General features: G+C 62.5%; 12 protein-coding genes, 4 tRNA genes and 2 pseudogenes. 2 read left to right on the forward strand and 16 right to left on the reverse strand.

The features are described from left to right. Window positions 1–23 precede the first annotated feature (23 nt). The 7 genes from clpP to D8767_RS19025 all read right to left on the reverse strand — a co-directional run bounded on the left by clpP (window position 24) and on the right by D8767_RS19025 (window position 3,310). Window positions 24–665 (reverse strand): ATP-dependent Clp endopeptidase proteolytic subunit ClpP, encoded by a 642-nt coding sequence (gene clpP, locus D8767_RS18995; protein WP_003259400.1) that lies wholly within the window; start codon window positions 663–665, stop codon window positions 24–26. Between the two features lie 91 nt (window positions 666–756). Further along, complete coding sequence (gene tig / locus D8767_RS19000; protein WP_016714770.1) at window positions 757–2,070, reverse strand: trigger factor; 1,314 nt, start codon at window positions 2,068–2,070, stop codon at window positions 757–759. Between the two features lie 247 nt (window positions 2,071–2,317). Further along, a complete protein-coding gene (locus tag D8767_RS19005) occupies window positions 2,318–2,617 on the reverse strand; it encodes a DUF6388 family protein (protein WP_016714771.1) in 300 nt (99 codons plus the stop codon). A 242-nt stretch (window positions 2,618–2,859) separates the two neighbouring features. Next, window positions 2,860–2,935 (reverse strand) — tRNA-His (locus D8767_RS19010). A gap of 44 nt (window positions 2,936–2,979) precedes the next feature. Next, a tRNA-Leu gene (locus D8767_RS19015) sits at window positions 2,980–3,064 on the reverse strand. Window positions 3,065–3,116: 52 nt separating this feature from the next. After that, window positions 3,117–3,192, reverse strand: a tRNA-His gene (locus D8767_RS19020). Window positions 3,193–3,233: 41 nt separating this feature from the next. Further along, window positions 3,234–3,310, reverse strand: a tRNA-Arg gene (locus D8767_RS19025). 270 nt (window positions 3,311–3,580) lie between these two features. Here D8767_RS19025 and folD point away from each other — a divergent pair. Then, window positions 3,581–4,435, forward strand: a complete 855-nt coding sequence (folD, locus tag D8767_RS19030; protein WP_016714772.1) for a bifunctional methylenetetrahydrofolate dehydrogenase/methenyltetrahydrofolate cyclohydrolase FolD — start codon at window positions 3,581–3,583, stop codon at window positions 4,433–4,435. A gap of 76 nt (window positions 4,436–4,511) precedes the next feature. Here folD and D8767_RS19035 read toward each other — a convergent pair whose 3' ends face one another. From D8767_RS19035 to D8767_RS19060, 6 genes are read right to left on the reverse strand one after another with little or no spacing between them, the layout of a single operon-like run. Beyond that, the gene (locus D8767_RS19035) at window positions 4,512–6,251 is read right to left on the reverse strand and encodes an ABC transporter substrate-binding protein (protein WP_016714773.1); all 1,740 of its coding nucleotides are present in this window, start codon (window positions 6,249–6,251) and stop codon (window positions 4,512–4,514) included. Window positions 6,252–6,290: 39 nt separating this feature from the next. After that, window positions 6,291–6,563 (reverse strand): DUF2160 domain-containing protein, encoded by a 273-nt coding sequence (locus D8767_RS19040; protein WP_016714774.1) that lies wholly within the window; start codon window positions 6,561–6,563, stop codon window positions 6,291–6,293. Between the two features lie 12 nt (window positions 6,564–6,575). Then, entirely contained in the window at window positions 6,576–7,376 is an 801-nt protein-coding gene (locus D8767_RS19045; protein WP_016714775.1) for a carbohydrate ABC transporter permease, read from the reverse strand. Between the two features lie 3 nt (window positions 7,377–7,379). Further along, complete coding sequence (locus D8767_RS19050; protein WP_016714776.1) at window positions 7,380–8,243, reverse strand: carbohydrate ABC transporter permease; 864 nt, start codon at window positions 8,241–8,243, stop codon at window positions 7,380–7,382. Further along, window positions 8,240–9,337, reverse strand: coding sequence for an ABC transporter ATP-binding protein (locus D8767_RS19055; protein WP_016714777.1), 1,098 nt, complete (start codon window positions 9,335–9,337; stop codon window positions 8,240–8,242). Before D8767_RS19055 ends, D8767_RS19050 begins: the two co-directional genes overlap by 4 nt. Next, window positions 9,337–10,431, reverse strand: coding sequence for an ABC transporter ATP-binding protein (locus D8767_RS19060; protein WP_016714778.1), 1,095 nt, complete (start codon window positions 10,429–10,431; stop codon window positions 9,337–9,339). Before D8767_RS19060 ends, D8767_RS19055 begins: the two co-directional genes overlap by 1 nt. A gap of 223 nt (window positions 10,432–10,654) precedes the next feature. Here D8767_RS19060 and D8767_RS19065 point away from each other — a divergent pair, with 223 nt between their 5' ends. Then, complete coding sequence (locus tag D8767_RS19065) at window positions 10,655–12,403, forward strand: sigma-54-dependent Fis family transcriptional regulator (protein WP_016714779.1); 1,749 nt, start codon at window positions 10,655–10,657, stop codon at window positions 12,401–12,403. A 22-nt stretch (window positions 12,404–12,425) separates the two neighbouring features. On the opposite strand, the gene D8767_RS19070 is transcribed toward D8767_RS19065, so the two are convergent. The 3 genes and pseudogenes from D8767_RS19070 to D8767_RS29720 form a co-directional block, all read right to left on the reverse strand. Next, window positions 12,426–14,114, reverse strand: coding sequence for a bifunctional diguanylate cyclase/phosphodiesterase (locus D8767_RS19070; RefSeq protein WP_016714780.1), 1,689 nt, complete (start codon window positions 14,112–14,114; stop codon window positions 12,426–12,428). 13 nt (window positions 14,115–14,127) lie between these two features. Beyond that, a pseudogene (locus D8767_RS29715) lies at window positions 14,128–14,622 on the reverse strand (methyl-accepting chemotaxis protein); the annotation flags it as partial. Between the two features lie 789 nt (window positions 14,623–15,411). Continuing rightward, window positions 15,412–15,693: pseudogene (locus D8767_RS29720) on the reverse strand (PAS domain-containing protein); the annotation flags it as partial. Between the last annotated feature and the right edge of the window lie 228 nt (window positions 15,694–15,921).

Raw genomic sequence — 15,921 nt, forward strand, 5'->3', positions numbered from 1 at the left:
CCTACCTGCTCTGGCGCCCCGGTTCAGGAGGCCAGTTGCCGCTTGTCGTAGACCGAGTCGATCAGGCCGTACTCGGCCGCGCGCGAGGCGCTCATGAAGTTGTCACGCTCGGTGTCGCGCTTGATGGTCTCGAGGTCCTGGCCGGTGTGGTAGGCCAGCAGCTCGTTCAGACGGGCCTTGATATTGAGGATTTCCTGGGCATGGATCTCGATATCGGTCGCCTGCCCCTGGAAGCCGCCCAACGGTTGGTGGATCATCACGCGCGAGTTCGGCAAGCAGTGACGCTTGCCTTTGGCACCGGCAGCCAGCAGGAAGGCGCCCATGCTGCAGGCCTGGCCGATGCAGATGGTCGAAACGTCCGGCTTGATGAACTGCATGGTGTCGTAAATCGACATGCCGGCGGTGACGGAGCCACCCGGCGAGTTGATGTACAGATGGATATCCTTGTCCGGGTTTTCCGCTTCAAGGAACAGCAGTTGCGCAACGACGAGGTTGGCCATGTAGTCCTCTACCGGGCCGACCAGGAAAATTACACGCTCCTTCAACAGGCGCGAGTAGATGTCGTAAGCGCGTTCGCCACGGGCGGACTGCTCGATAACCATCGGGACCAGGCCGCCTGCGGCCTGGATGTCAGAGCTCTGCTGAATATAAGAATTGCGGGACATGTCCTGCGCTCACTCCCAAATAGTCATGGCTTGAATACGCACAAGCCAGCTCGAAGGCTGGCTTGTGGGGGTTTCCTACGAGAGAACCTTATTACTCAGCTTCGGCAGGAGCCTGTGCTGGTTTAACGGCATCTTCGTACGAGACCGACTTGTCGGTCACAGTCGCTTTCTGCAGAACAGTATCTACAACTTGTTCTTCCAGCACAACCGAACGCACTTCGTTCAGTTGCTGGTCGTTCTTGTAGTACCAAGCGATGACCTGCTCAGGCTCCTGGTAAGCCGAAGCCATTTCTTCGATCATTTCGCGAACCTTGGCGTCGTCCGGCTTCAGTTCGAACTGCTTGACCACTTCAGCAACGATCAGGCCCAGCACAACGCGGCGCTTGGCTTGCTCTTCGAACAGCTCGGCTGGCAGTTGCTCTGGCTTGATGTTGCCACCGAACTGCTGAACAGCCTGCACGCGCAGACGGTTGACTTCGTTTTCCAGCAGGGCTTTTGGCACTTCGATCGGGTTGGCGGCCAGCAGACCGTCCATGACCTGGTTCTTGACCTTGGTCTTGATCGCCTGACGCAGCTCACGCTCCATGTTCTTGCGAACCTCGGTGCGGAAGCCTTCCAGGGTCGATTCCTTGATGCCGAACTGGGCGAAGAATTCTTCGTTCAGCTCTGGCAGCACAGGGGCGGCAACGCTGTTGACGGTGATGGTGAACTCGGCGGCTTTGCCAGCCAGGTCCAGGTTCTGGTAGTCCTCTGGGAAGGTCACGTTGACAACGCGCTCTTCGCCAGCCTTGGCGCCAACCAGGCCGTCTTCAAAGCCTGGGATCATGCGGCCGGAGCCCAGTACCAGCTGGGTGCCCTTGGCCGAACCACCGGCGAACACTTCACCGTCGACCTTGCCGACGAAGTCGATGTTGACCTGGTCGTCGTTCTGCGCGGCACGCTCGACGGCTTCAAAGCGGGTGTTCTGCTTGCGCAGCACTTCCAGCATGTTGTCCAGGTCGGCGTCAGCCACTTCGGCGCTCAGGCGCTCGACGCTGATCGACTCCAGGCCGGCAACAGTGAACTCAGGGAACACTTCGAAGGTGGCGACGAATTCCAGGTCCTTGCCCTTTTCGAAGGACTTGGGCTCTACAGCCGGAGCGCCAGCCGGGTTCAGCTTCTGCTCGACGATGGCTTCGTAGAAGGAAGCCTGGACCAGGTCACCGAAAGCCTCTTGGCGGGCATCGGCCTCGAAGCGCTGACGGATCACGCTCATTGGCACCTTGCCTGGGCGGAAGCCGGCAACCTTGGCGCGCTTGGCAGTCTGCTGCAGACGCTTGTTGACTTCGTTCTCGACGCGCTCGGCCGGAACGGCGATGGTCATGCGGCGCTCGAGAGCGGAAGTGTTTTCAACAGAAACTTGCATGGATATTCCTCGTTGCACAGACGTTAGCCGGCGTTAGCCCGACTCCAGAATCAAGGGCAAGCATTCTAGTGAGTCGCGCAGCAGAAGTCACCCCACTCGGGACGACGGGAAACCACGCCGGTCGATTAACTTTCAAGGCCCGTACGGCGCACCGCCAGACCTGTTTCAATAAGGGCCGCACGACACCTGGGGCGCCCTACAGCCGAAATACCTTGTCAAACAACTGCCAACAACGATTTCGCTTCCTTTATTCAGGGTCGATTTCGTTGAACTGGCAGTACTCTTCCCATTCCATCCCCAGCGCCTCGGCGACCTCGCGGTGCGTCTCCAGGCGCATGGCCTGCAGTTGCTCCGGGGTTTCGGCGATCAGTTGCAGGGCCAGCTCCCAAGGCTGGATACCCTGCTCCTCGGCCGCATCCTCGAATGCCCATTCGATCTGCTGGGCCTGCTCGCGCGGATCCAGCTCGCGGATCTCTTCGAGCAGCTGCGGATTGGCCTCGGCAAAGCGCTGTAGCGCCAGGGCCTGACGGGCTTCTTTTGCGATCATCGGGTTGTTCCTCTGCCGGCCAACTGGGCCGTTGTTTCAACCGGCTGAAATCTAACAGCTTTTATTGGGGTGTCACCAGAGGATTGCAAGGGGGAATTGCGTCGCGGTCGCTAGTTTCTGGCGTGAGGTTTGTGGCGCTCGATCTCACAGGCGCCAGAACACTCAAGACATGCACACCGCAGCCACACAACCCCAAAAAAAAAGGCGCCCGATCTCACGATCAAGGCGCCTTTTCAAGAATATGGGGTGGACGATGGGAATCGAACCCACGACAACTGGAATCACAATCCAGCGCTCTACCAACTGAGCTACGCCCACCATATTGCAGTCTTGCGATGTTGCGGCACTACCTTACAGAAGCATGGTGCGGACGAAGAGACTCGAACTCTTACAGCTTGCGCCGCTGGAACCTAAATCCAGTGTGTCTACCAATTTCACCACGTCCGCGTAACGCTTAAAACAAAGGCGCCAGATGCTATCGAGGCGCCCTTGAAAAATATGGGGTGGACGATGGGAATCGAACCCACGACAACTGGAATCACAATCCAGCGCTCTACCAACTGAGCTACGCCCACCATATTGCATTACCGCCTACTTGCGTGCCAAAGCTGCCTAATGGCGCACCCGGCAGGACTCGAACCTGCGACCATCCGCTTAGAAGGCGGATGCTCTATCCAGCTGAGCTACGGGCGCTTAAGCTTGAAGCCTAACCGAACGAGACCTTAACAGATAACTGCTAAACCACTCATTCTGCCCGACTTAGCCAACCAGTGCTAGGCTGTGCCCGACAAGTGCGGCGAATCTTATAGTCGACCCTGTACCTCGTCAACACCTTTTTAAAAAAAATTTAAATTATTTAAGGGGTTAGGGGATTTGCCCGACCACCCGCCTTTGCCCGTGGGCCGTGTCGTGCGAGAATGCGCGCTCTTTATTGTTTCCTTCTCGATGGTTAATCACGCGTCTATGACTGCACACCTAATCGATGGCAAGGCGATCGCCGCCAACCTGCGCAAGCAGATCGCTCAACGTGTCGTGGAGCGTCGCCAGCAAGGCCTGCGTACGCCGGGCCTGGCAGTGATCCTGGTCGGCACCGACCCCGCCTCCCAAGTCTATGTCTCGCACAAGCGCAAGGACTGCGAAGAGGTCGGCTTCATTTCGCAGGCGTTCGACCTGCCCAGCGAGACCTCGCAGCAGGCCCTGACCGAGCTGATCGACCGCCTCAATGACGACCCGGCTGTCGACGGCATCCTGCTGCAGTTGCCGCTGCCGGCGCACCTGGACGCCTCCCTGCTGCTCGAGCGCATTCGCCCGGACAAGGATGTGGACGGTTTCCACCCGTATAACATCGGCCGCCTGGCCCAGCGCATCCCGCTGCTGCGCCCGTGCACGCCGAAAGGCATCATGGCCCTGCTGGAAAGCACCGGCCAGGACCTGTACGGCATGGATGCGGTGATCGTTGGCGCTTCTAACATCGTGGGTCGCCCGATGGCCATGGAACTGCTGCTGGCCGGCTGCACCGTCACCGTCTGCCACCGCTTCACCAAAGACCTGGCTGGCCATGTCGGGCGCGCCGACCTGGTGGTCGTGGCCGCCGGCAAGCCGGGCCTGGTCAAGGGTGAGTGGGTCAAGGAAGGCGCTATCGTCATCGACGTGGGCATCAACCGCCAGGAAGACGGCAAGCTGGTTGGCGACGTGGTCTACGAGACCGCCCTGCCGCGCGCTGGCTGGATCACGCCGGTGCCGGGTGGCGTCGGGCCGATGACCCGTGCCTGCCTGCTGGAAAACACGCTGTATGCGGCAGAAGAGCTGCACAAGTAACACGGCGCAAAATGAAAACGGCACCTCTGGCAGGTGCCGTTTTTTTTGCCTGTGGTTAATCACTGAGCTTAGGCGATCACTTCCTGGCCGCTTCCCACGATTTAAGCAGCTCGTTGTAGCTGACCGTCTCGCCCTTGGGTTTTTCGTTGGCCAGCTTGGGTTTCGGAGCACCCGGCTGGTCGAACCAGTACTGGGCATCCTTCTCCGGGTTTAGCTTGGGCGCACAGGTGGCCTGGGCATTGGACCGTTGCAAGCGTTCCATCATGCGGTCCTGATCCCGCGCCAGGCCATCCAGCGCTTCCTGCGGGGTCTTCTCGCCGCTGGCCACCTCGGCGATATGGCTCCACCACAACTGCGCCAACCGTGGATAATCCGGTACGTTGGTACCGGTGGGTGTCCACTGCACCCGTGCCGGGCTGCGGTAGAATTCCACCAGCCCACCCAGCTTGGGTGCCAGGTCGGTCATGGCCTGGGAGTTGATGTCCGACTCGCGAATCGGCGTCAGGCCGACGATGGTCTTCTTCAGCGAGACGGTCTTGGAGGTGACGAACTGGGCATACAACCACGCTGCCAGGCGTTGCTTCTCGGGGGTGGACTTGAAGAACGTCCACGATCCCGTGTCCTGATAGCCCAGCTTCATCCCCTCCTCCCAATAAGGTCCCTTCGGCGAGGGCGCCATGCGCCACTTCGGCGTGCCATCGGCATTCACCACCGGCAATCCGGGCTTGGTCATGTCGGCGGTAAACGCGGTGTACCAGAAGATCTGCTGGGCGATGTTGCCCTGCGCCGGCACCGGCCCCGCCTCGGAGAAGGTCATGCCCTGCGCTTCCTTGGGCGCATAGGCACGCATCCAGTCCACGTACTTCTGGGTGGCATATACAGCGGCCGGGCCGTTGGTGTCTCCGCCACGGGTGACACTGGAGCCCACCGGGTGGCAGTCCTCCACGCGAATGCCCCATTCATCCACCGGCAGGCCGTTGGGCAGCCCTTTGTCGCCACCACCAGCCATGGAGAACCAGGCATCCGTGAAGCGCCAGCCCAGCGACGGGTCTTTCTTGCCGTAGTCCATATGGCCATAGACGCGCTTGCCGTCGATTTCCTTGACGTCTTCGGTAAAGAACTTGGCAATGTCTTCATAGGCCGACCAGTTAACCGGCACACCCAGCTCGTAGCCGTACTTTTCCTTGAATTTGGCTTTCAGCTCAGGGCGCTCGAACCAGTCGGCGCGGAACCAGTACAGGTTGGCGAACTGCTGGTCAGGCAGCTGGTAGACCTTGCCGTCTGGCGCGGTGGTGAAGGAAATGCCGATGAAGTCCTTCAGGTCCAGGGTCGGCGAGGTGTAGTCCTTGCCTTCGTTGGCCATCAGGTCGGTGATCGATTCCACCTTGCCGTAGCGAAAGTGCGTACCGATCAGGTCGGAGTCGTTGACCCAACCGTCGTAGATGTTCTTGTCCGACTGCATCTGTGTCTGCAGTTTCTCCACCACGTCGCCTTCCTGGAGCAGGTCGTGGGTCAGCTGGATGCCGGTGATTTCGCTGAAGGCCTTGGCCAGCACTTTGGACTCGTATTCATGGGTGGTGATGGTTTCCGACACCACGTTGATCTTCATGCCACGGAACGGCTCGGCGGCCTTGATGAACCACTTCATCTCGGCCATCTGCTGTTCCGGCGTTAGCGTCGATGGCTTGAACTCGCTGCCAAGCCATTTCTTCGCGGCGTCCTCGTATTGGTCGGCCCAGGCTGTGCCATGCACGCTGGCCAGCACCAGCAACGCGGCCAGGGTCAAATGTCGCGTTTTATGCTTGTTATCGAACATTGTGATCTCCCGTTTCTGTTAATCCACAGGGCCGCTCGCTCAGCCCCAGCGCAGCACCACCACCAGCCACGCCAGCGACAGCAGCGAGGCCACCCACAACGGCCAATCGCTGACACCGACCACCAGCAAATGCAGGTAGGCGCTGGCCAGCAGGCCGATGAACAAGCGGTCACCCCGGCTGGTGACCAACGGCAAGAAGCCGCGCCGCTCCACGCAAGGGCGGCGCAGCTCAAGCAGTGTCATGCCCAGCAGCAGCACACCAACGGCAGCAAAGAACAGCGCCGTCGGCAAGGTCCAGGCCATCCACTCCATGCGTTGCCCTCCTCACACCCGGCCCAGGGCAAAGCCCTTGGCCACATGGTTGCGCACGAACCAGATCACCAGCATGCCCGGCAAAATGGTCAGTACCCCCGCCGCCGCCAGCACCCCCCAGTCGATACCCGAGGCCGACACGGTGCGGGTCATCACGGCAGCAATCGGCTTGGCATTCACTGAGGTCAGGGTGCGCGCCAGCAGCAGCTCGACCCAGGAAAACATGAAGCAGAAAAACGCCGTCACGCCGATACCAGAGCCAATCAGCGGAATGAAGATCTTCATGAAGAAGCGCGGGAAGCTGTAGCCGTCGATGTAGGCCGTTTCGTCGATTTCCTTTGGCACGCCCGACATGAAGCCCTCCAGGATCCACACCGCCAGCGGCACGTTGAACAGGCAATGGGCCAGGGCCACGGCTATATGGGTGTCGAACAGGCCGATCGACGAGTACAGCTGGAAGAACGGCAGCAGGAACACCGCCGGGGGCGCCATGCGGTTGGTCAGCAGCCAGAAGAACAGGTGCCGGTCGCCGAGGAAGCGGTAGCGCGAAAAGGCATAGGCCGCCGGCAGCGCCACCAGCAACGAAATCAGCGTGTTCAGGCACACGTAGTACAGCGAGTTGATGTAACCGCTGTACCAGCTGGCATCGGTGAAGATCACCCGGTAGTTGTCGAGGGTGAATGCCTGCGGCCACAGGGTCAGGCCGCCAAGGATCTCGGTGTTGCTCTTGAACGACATGTTCAGCAACCAGTAGATCGGCACCAGCAGGAAGAAGAAATACAGCAGCAGGGCCAGCGTTTTGCGCGTGCTCATGGGCTAGTCCTTGTCGGCATGGGTCATGGCTGTGTAGAACAGCCACGACACCAGCAGGATGATCAGGAAGTACACCAGCGAGAACGCCGCCGCCGGGCCCAGGTCGAACTGCCCCACGGCCATGCGCGTGAGGGTCTGGCTGAGGAAAGTGGTGGCGTTACCCGGCCCGCCACCGGTCAGCACGAACGGCTCGGTGTAGATCATGAAGCTGTCCATGAAGCGCAGCATCACCGCGATGAGTAGCACATTCTTCAGCTTGGGCAGCTGGATGTGGCGGAACACCGCCCAGCCCGAAGCACGGTCGATGCGCGCGGCCTGGTAGTACACGTCGGGGATGGCGCGCAGGCCCGAATAGCACAGCAGTGCCACCAGTGACGTCCAGTGCCATACGTCCATCACCAGCACCGTAAGCCAGGCGTCGAACGGATCGCCCGCGTAGTTGTAGCTGACCCCGAGCTTGGCCAGGGTAGCGCCAAGCAGGCCGATGTCGGCACGGCCGAAGATCTGCCAGATGGTGCCCACCACGTTCCACGGGATCAGCAGCGGGATGGCCATGACGATCAGGCACACCGACGCCATGCGCCCCTTGGTCGGCATGGTCAGGGCAATGCCGATGCCCAGCGGGATCTCGATCAGCAGTACGCAGGCGGAATAGATGAACTGGCGCAGTAGCGCATCATGCAACGCCGGGTCGCGCAGCACCTGGCGGTACCAGTCGGCACCGACGAAGTAGCGGTTGGACTGGTCGAAAATATCCTGCACCGAGTAGTTGACCACGGTCATCATCGGCACCACCGCGCTGAACGCCACCAGCAGGAACACCGGCAGCACCAGCCACCAGGCCTTGTTGTTCGGCACTTTGTTCATGGCCCGGCCTCCAGCAGCACATCGTCGACGTACAGCATCAACCACTGCGCCGGCAAGCTGACCCAGGCCTGATCCACAGGCAACGGGCGGTCCTCGCCCAGGCGCGCCTTCAGCGCGACACCGCCTACTTCGACGGTGACGATGCGGTAGGTGCCCAGGTCTTCGATATCCAGCACGCGTGCGGGGATGGCGCCATCGAACGGGCTGTCCCACAGCTGCACGAATTCTGGTCGGATGCCCACTTGCAAGCGCCCGCCTGCCGTTGCCGCCAGCCGTTCGCGCAGGCCATCGGGCAGCGCCAGGTGGACATCACCAAACGCCACCCCGTCGGCTTCGGCACGCACCTCGATCAGGTTCATGCCCGGGCTGCCGATGAAGTAGCCGACAAAGGTATGCCGGGGCCGCTCGAACAGCTCACGCGGGGTGCCGAACTGAACGATGCGGCCACCGTGCATCACTGCGATCTTGTCAGCGAAGGTCGATGCCTCCAGCTGGTCGTGGGTGACGTAGATCATGGTGATGTTGAACTGCTCGTGAATCTGCTTCAGCTTGCGCCGCAGCTTCCACTTCAGGTGCGGGTCGATCACCGTCAGCGGCTCGTCGAACAGGATCGCCGAAACGTCATCGCGCACCAGGCCGCGGCCCATGGAGACTTTCTGCTTTTCGTCGGCACTGAGGTTGCGCGCCTTCTTGCGCAACACGGCAGACAGGTCGAGCACCTCGGCAATTTCTTCCACCCGGGCACGCACCCGGGCTTCATCCAGCCCCTGGTTGCGCAAGGGGAAGGCCAGGTTGTCGAACACCGTCATGGTGTCGTACACCACCGGGAACTGAAACACCTGGGCAATGTTGCGCGCTTGCGGCGACAGCTGGTTGACCGGTTTGCCGTCGAACAGCACCTCGCCGTGGGACGGCGTCAGCAGCCCGGAAATGATATTGAGCAAGGTCGACTTGCCGCAGCCCGACGGCCCAAGCAACGCGTAGGCGCCACCCTGCTCCCATACATGCTCCAGCGCGTGCAGGGCATAGTCCGTCTCGCTGGCGGGCTGGCGACTGTAACTGTGCGCCAGTTGGCGCAGGCGGATTTCGGCCATCACCCTCTCCTTGCCTGGCGCAGCCCCGGGGCCTGCACCAACGCCCCGGCGCTGTCGAAGACGAACAGCTTGTGGGTGGGGATGAACACGCGGATCGGCGTGTCCACCTGGTATTCATGCACCCCGGGCAGGTGCAGGATCATGCGCCAATGCTCGTTACGCACATGCAGGAACGTTTCGGAACCGCTGATCTCGGCCAGCTCCACCAGCACCGCCAGTTCCAGGTCATCATCGTGGGCGGGCACCAGGGTGATATGGCTGGGGCGCACGCCAAAGCGGTAGTCGCCTTCGGCAAGCGCCTGCAAGTCGGCATTGCGGGCAAAATGCACGGCCTGGGCCAGGCTCACCTCGTTGCCACTGATACGGCCAGGCACCAGGTTGATCGGCGGCTCGGAGAACAGTTCGGCCGCCAGCACACTGCCCGGGCGCTGATACACCTCGGCGGTGGGGCCGCTTTGCACGATGCGACCCTCATGCACAAGGGTGGTGGTGCCGCCCAGCGCCAGCGCCTCGTTGGGCTCGGTGGTGGCGTATACCGCAATGCAGTGGCGCGCCGCGAACAGCTCGCGAAGCTCCTGGCGCAGGCCTTCGCGCAACTTGTAGTCGAGGTTGACCAACGGCTCGTCAAAGAGGATCAACGAGGCATCCTTGACCAGCGCCCGGGCCATCGCCGTGCGTTGCTGCTGGCCGCCGGACAGCTCCAGCGGCAGGCGCTGCAGGTAGGTTTCGATGCGCAACATCTCGGCAGTTTCCTGCACACGCCTACGGATGTCCGCCTCGGCCATGCGCGCCTGGCGCAGCGGCGAGGCGATGTTTTCGTACACGCTCAAGGTCGGGTAATTGATGAACTGCTGGTACACCATCGACACGTTACGCTGGCGCACCGGCACACCCGTCACGTCCTGGCCATCCATCAGTACCCGGCCCCGGTCCGGGCGATCGAGCCCGGCCATCAGGCGCATCAGGCTGGTCTTGCCGGCCAGGGTGCGGCCCAGCAGCACGTTGAACGAACCAGGCTCGAAACGCAGCGAGGCATCGACGATCCACGGCTGGTTGTCGACGCTGCGGCTGACCTGCTCCAGCACCAGGGACATGGCATGGCCTTCTTGTCGTTGTTGTCTGCCGGGCACAGCCAGTTCCGTGCCAGTTGCTCCCCGATGCTCTGGCTTGGGGCCTGAGCGACAGACCACACAAATCGGGGGTTCGCAAGTGAACACAATCACTGAACAACTGAACACCTGCCAGTTTGACAATGAACACCCGTGAACAACACTGAACAGCGGTCCGCCCATAACAACAACCACACAGGACAGGCCCATGGCCGCATCCGCTCCGACCCATGCCCAACTCATCCAGGCATCCTGGGCCCGCTGCCGCGATCACGGTTTGCAACCGCAGCATGCACCGGACTTCGACTGCCTGACCCGCGCCGAACTCAGCGAACTGCTGGAGAAACGCCAAGCCCTGCTGCGCCTGACCCGCGAGGAAGTGCTGCCGCAATATGCACACCTGCTAGGCAACGCCAGCTACCTGGTGATGCTGGCCGATGCCAGCGGCTGCCTGCTCGACAGCTGGGGTTCGCGGCGTTTCATCGAGCCGCGCCAGCAGCATGGTTTCAGCGCCGGCGCCCACTGGCACGAGCGCGGCGTTGGCACAAATGCCTTGGGCACCGCGCTGATTTGTGCCCAGGCCATTCACGTCGGCCAGGACGAGCACTTCCTGCGCCAGAACCGCTACATGTCCAGCGCCGCCGCCCCCCTGTTCGACGCCGCACGGCAACTGGTCGGGGTGTTCGACGTGGCTAGCGACGGCTATCTGCCGCCCAGCCAGACACTGGGCCTGGTGCGCATGATGGGCCAGAGCCTGGAAAACCGACTGATCCTTGCCGAACATGCCGACCAGCACGCACAACTGATCTTCAACAGCGCCTCCGACAACCTCGACAGCCCCTGGGCCGGCCTGCTGGTGTTCGATGAGCATGGGCAGGTGCTGGCCGCCAACCACCGGGCCGACAGCCTGCTCGGTGGTAACCCGTTGCGGCAGAACATCGAGCAGCTGTTCCAGTTGCCCCTGCAGCAGTTACTCAGCCATCCCCGGCAACAGCCCTTCGCCCTCCAGGCCACCGGGCGCAACCGCTTTCATTGTCAGTGGCAACCGCCACGCGAAACGCCCCACCGTCCTGAACCTGGCAACGGCGAGCCGCGCCTGGAAAAAGCGCGAGTGCAGGCCGGCCTGCTGCTGGAAAAGGACATTCCAGTGTTGGTGCAGGGTGAAACCGGTGTAGGCAAGGAAGTGTTCGTGGAAACCCTTCACCGTGCCAGCAGCCGCGCCGACAAGCCCCTGGTCGCCGTCAACTGCGCGGCGATCCCGGCCGAACTGGTGGAGTCGGAGCTGTTCGGCTACGACAAAGGCGCGTTCACCGGCGCCCACCACAAAGGCAACCCGGGGCTGATCCGCAAGGCCGACCACGGCATCCTGTTTCTCGATGAGATCGGCGACATGCCGCTGCCTACCCAGGCCCGGCTACTGCGCGTGTTGCAATCGCGCAGCATCCAGCCGCTGGGCAGCGGCGAACCGGTAGCGGTGGATATCCGCGTGGTGTCGGCGAGCAACCGCGACCTGGCCGAAGAGGTGCGTGCCGGGCGCTTTCGTCAGGATTTGTATTACCGCATTGCCGGGCTAACGGTGGTGCTGCCGCCGCTGCGCGAGCGTGCGGACCGGCGGCAGTTGATCGACCAGGTGCATGCCCGCTACCGCGAGCCTGGGCAACCGGCGCGGCTGCCCCCGGCCATTATGGAGTTGCTCGATCAGCACCCCTGGCCTGGCAATGTGCGCGAACTGGTCAGTGTGGTGCAGGTGGCACTGGCCTTGGCGGGCAGCGGGCCCGTCGGCGTCGAGCACCTGCCTGCAGGGTTTCTGGCCGAGTTGCAGGTGCCTGTGCTGGTGGCGACCGAAGCGGTAGACCTGCAGACGCTGGTTGAACAAGCCAATGGCAACCTGTCAGCAGTGGCGCGCGGCCTGGGGATCAGCCGGACCACCCTCTACAAGCGGCTGCGTGAGCGATGAATCTATTGACCTGCACGGCCGCTCAAGGATTACGCCACTGCACCGGTTGCCGGTAAGCCTGTGCCCAGGCTTGCACTTCACTGGCCGGCATAGGCCGGGCAATGCAGTACCCCTGCGCCAGCTCGCAGCCCAGCCCCATCAGCACCCGGCCGTGCTCGACGCTCTCCAGCCCCTCGGCGATCACCTCCCGGCCAAAGGCCCGGGCCAGGCCGATCACCGCCGCTGTCAGCGCCAGGTCGTCCTGATCATGGAGGATGTCACGCACGAACGACTGATCGATCTTGATCGTCTGGGTCGGCAAGCGTTTCAGGTAACTCAACGACGAATAGCCGGTACCGAAATCGTCCAGCGAGAAGCGCACGCCCAGTGCGCGGCAGGCGTCCAGGCAACGGCTGACGTGCTGCAGGTTGTCGATGGCGACGGATTCGACGATTTCCAGGTCCAGCCTGGCCGGGTCCACCGCCGGGTACGCTGCCAACAGCTGCTGCAGGCGCTCGGCAAAGTCACTGCGCTGTAAATGCCGCGCGGCGATGTTCACACTCAGCGACCAGGGCTGCCCTTTCTGCTGCCAGGCCTGCAACTGGGTCAAGGCCTGGTCGAGCACCCACTCGCCGATTTCAACGATCAGGTCGGTCTGCTCTACCCAAGGCAGGAAATCGCCGGGCGGCACCACGCCACGGCCTGGCCGATGCCAGCGCAGCAAGCCCTCGAAGCCCAGCACCTGGCCGCTGCGCAGGTTGACCTTGGGCTGGAAGTAAAGGCAAAGCTCTCGGTTGTTAAGGGCCCGTCGCACCCGCGCCACTGTCTGGTGAGTGGCCTTGAGCTCCTGCTCCTGCGACACGTCAAACATGTGATACCGGTTGCGCCCGCGCTGCTTGGCCACATACATGGCCTGGTCGGCATGGCGCACCAGGGTATCGGCATCTTCGTCATCCTGCGGGTACAGGGTCACGCCGATACTGGCGCTGAGCGACAGCGTGTGCCCCCGAACCACACAGGGGGCCGCCAATGCCCGCAATACCCGCCGCAGGGCTGCATGCAGCTTTCGCTCATCATCGACGTCGCGCAGGATCAGCACGAACTCGTCGCCCGACAACCGGGCAACGGCATCCCCCCCGCGCAGGATGCGCTTCAGGCGCTGGGCCACTTCCACCAGCAGCAGGTCGCCCACAGAGTGCCCGTAACCGTCGTTGACCGCCTTGAAGCCATCCAGGTCGAGCATGCACACCGCCAGCGGGATGTCTTCACGCCGCGAGTAGGCCAGGGCCTGGTTCAACAGGTCGGAAAGGTAGGCGCGATTGGGCAGGCCAGTGAGCACATCGTGCCCCACCCGCCATTGCAAGGTGTGCAGCAGTTGGCGCTTCTCGGTGACGTCAAAGCGGATCGACACGTACTTGCGCACCAGGCCGGTCAGCGGGTCGACCAAGGGCACCATGGTGCTGTCGACCCAGTACAGCGAACCGTCCTTGGACCGGTTGCAGATCTCGCCCTTCCACACCCGCCCGGCGGCCAGGGCCCGCCACATGCCAACGAAGAACGCCGGCTCGTGCAGGCCGGAGTTGAGGATGCGGTGGTTGGCTCCCAGCAACTCCTCGCGGCTGTAGCCCGAGATGCTGCAGAACTGCTGGTTGACGTAGGTGATGTTCCCACGCAGGTCGGTTTCCGAAAAGATCGCGGCCGCGTCCACGGCCGCGCGATAGATATCATCCATAAAGCATCCTGCCTTAGCGGTTGAAGCGCTCCACCAGAGCGCGCAATCCGGCGCACACTTGTTCCAGTTCGGCGCCGCGCGAGGCAGCGGCGTTGGCGCTGTGGGCACTGTGCTGGGCAATACCGGCTACGCCGTTGATCTGCCGCGAAACGTCTTCGGCCACTGCCGACTGCTGCTGCGAAGCGGTCGCCATCTGCTGGCTCATGTCGCTGATGCGCTGCACCGCATCGCGAATGCCATGCAGCGCCTGTCGCGCTTCCTGCACCTGGGCAACGCCCAGCTCGGCACCTTCGATGCCCTGGCTGGCGATCGCCACGGCTTCTTCGGCGCCACTGCGCAGCGCATCGATGATGGCCTGGATGTGCAGGGTCGACTGGCGGGTCTTGTCGGCCAGCGCCCGCACCTCATCGGCGACCACGGCAAAGCCGCGCCCTTGCTCGCCCGCACGCGCCGCCTCGATGGCAGCGTTGAGGGCCAGCAGGTTGGTTTGCTCGGCAATGCCGCGGATCATTCCGGTAGCCTCCGCGATGGCACCGGTCTGACCGGCCAGCTGGCTGACCGCCTGGTTGATCTGCGTCACGGTGCTGGCCAAGGTACGAATGGCTGCACCGCTGGCATCTGCCACCTGGCTACCCTGCTCGGCCAGCAGGTGCGCGGTGTGTGCCTCGGCGGCGGTCAACTGGACATGGTTGGCCACTTCACCGATGGAGGCGGCCATCTGGTTCATTGCCGTGGCGCTCAGGTCGGTTTCGGCGCGTTGCTCCAGCAGCGCGGCCTCAGTGCCGCGCGACAGCTGCCCGGCATCGTGGGCGGCCACGGACATTTGCCCGGCCAGGTCGCTTAACCGCGTCAATGCGGTTTTCAGGCGTGCCTCTTCGCTGATCAACATCAGTTGCAGTTGCCCTGCGGCACCCGGCAAGTCGCTGTAGGTCAAGGCTGCAACCGGATCGGCGAAGGCACCGTCGGCGCCTTGCACAACCTGCTGCAACTGCCGGCCAAGGGCATCGCGTGCCCACAGGCCGTAGGCCAGGAACAGCCCCAGGGTCAGCGCCTGCCCCACCAGGCCAGGCCATAGCTGGTTGGCGCCCAGTGCCAGCAGCCCGCCCGCCAGTGGCAAGGCCAGCGCCTGCGCCAGCACGTTCAGCCGACGCGGCACCGACAATGCCGCCTGACCGTTGCGCAGCCGCGCATACAGGGCTTCGGCACGGGCCACCTGCTCACGCGTGGGACACACCCGCACCGACTCGTAGCCGACCACACGCCCGCCTTCGAGGATAGGCGTGACGTAAGCGTTGACCCAGTAGTAGTCGCCGTTACGGCAGCGGTTCTTGACGATGCCCATCCAGCTCTTGCCAGCTTTCAGGTAGCGCCACATCAACGCGTACACCGCCGGCGGCATGTCCGGGTGGCGCACCAGGTTGTGCGGGCTGCCGATCAGTTCGGCCTCGCTGTAGCCGCTGATAGCGGCGAATTCGGGGTTGCAGTAGGTGATCAGGCTGGCGGTATCGGTAGCAGAAATCAGCCGCTGATCAGGGGGAAAACGTTGCTCGACCGGGGTAACCGGCAAGTTGAGGCGCACGATGAGACTCCATTCACTGACGTGCCGGTACTCAGCTCATCGACAACCATCGGAACCGATCCGTAGCGATCCGCTCCAAATGGCACATGCGCTTCCCGCCGTTGGGCACGAGGCGAACCCCACAGGGATGTTGACGATGACTGACCGGTCAAGCCGTGAATTCTACGAAATTCATCACATAAATAAAACAAAGGTGATCAATCATGGCGTTGCGCCATGCTGATAGAT

This window comes from Pseudomonas sp. LTGT-11-2Z (genome assembly GCF_003691445.1).
Taxonomy (GTDB): Bacteria; Pseudomonadota; Gammaproteobacteria; order Pseudomonadales; family Pseudomonadaceae; genus Aquipseudomonas; species Aquipseudomonas monteilii.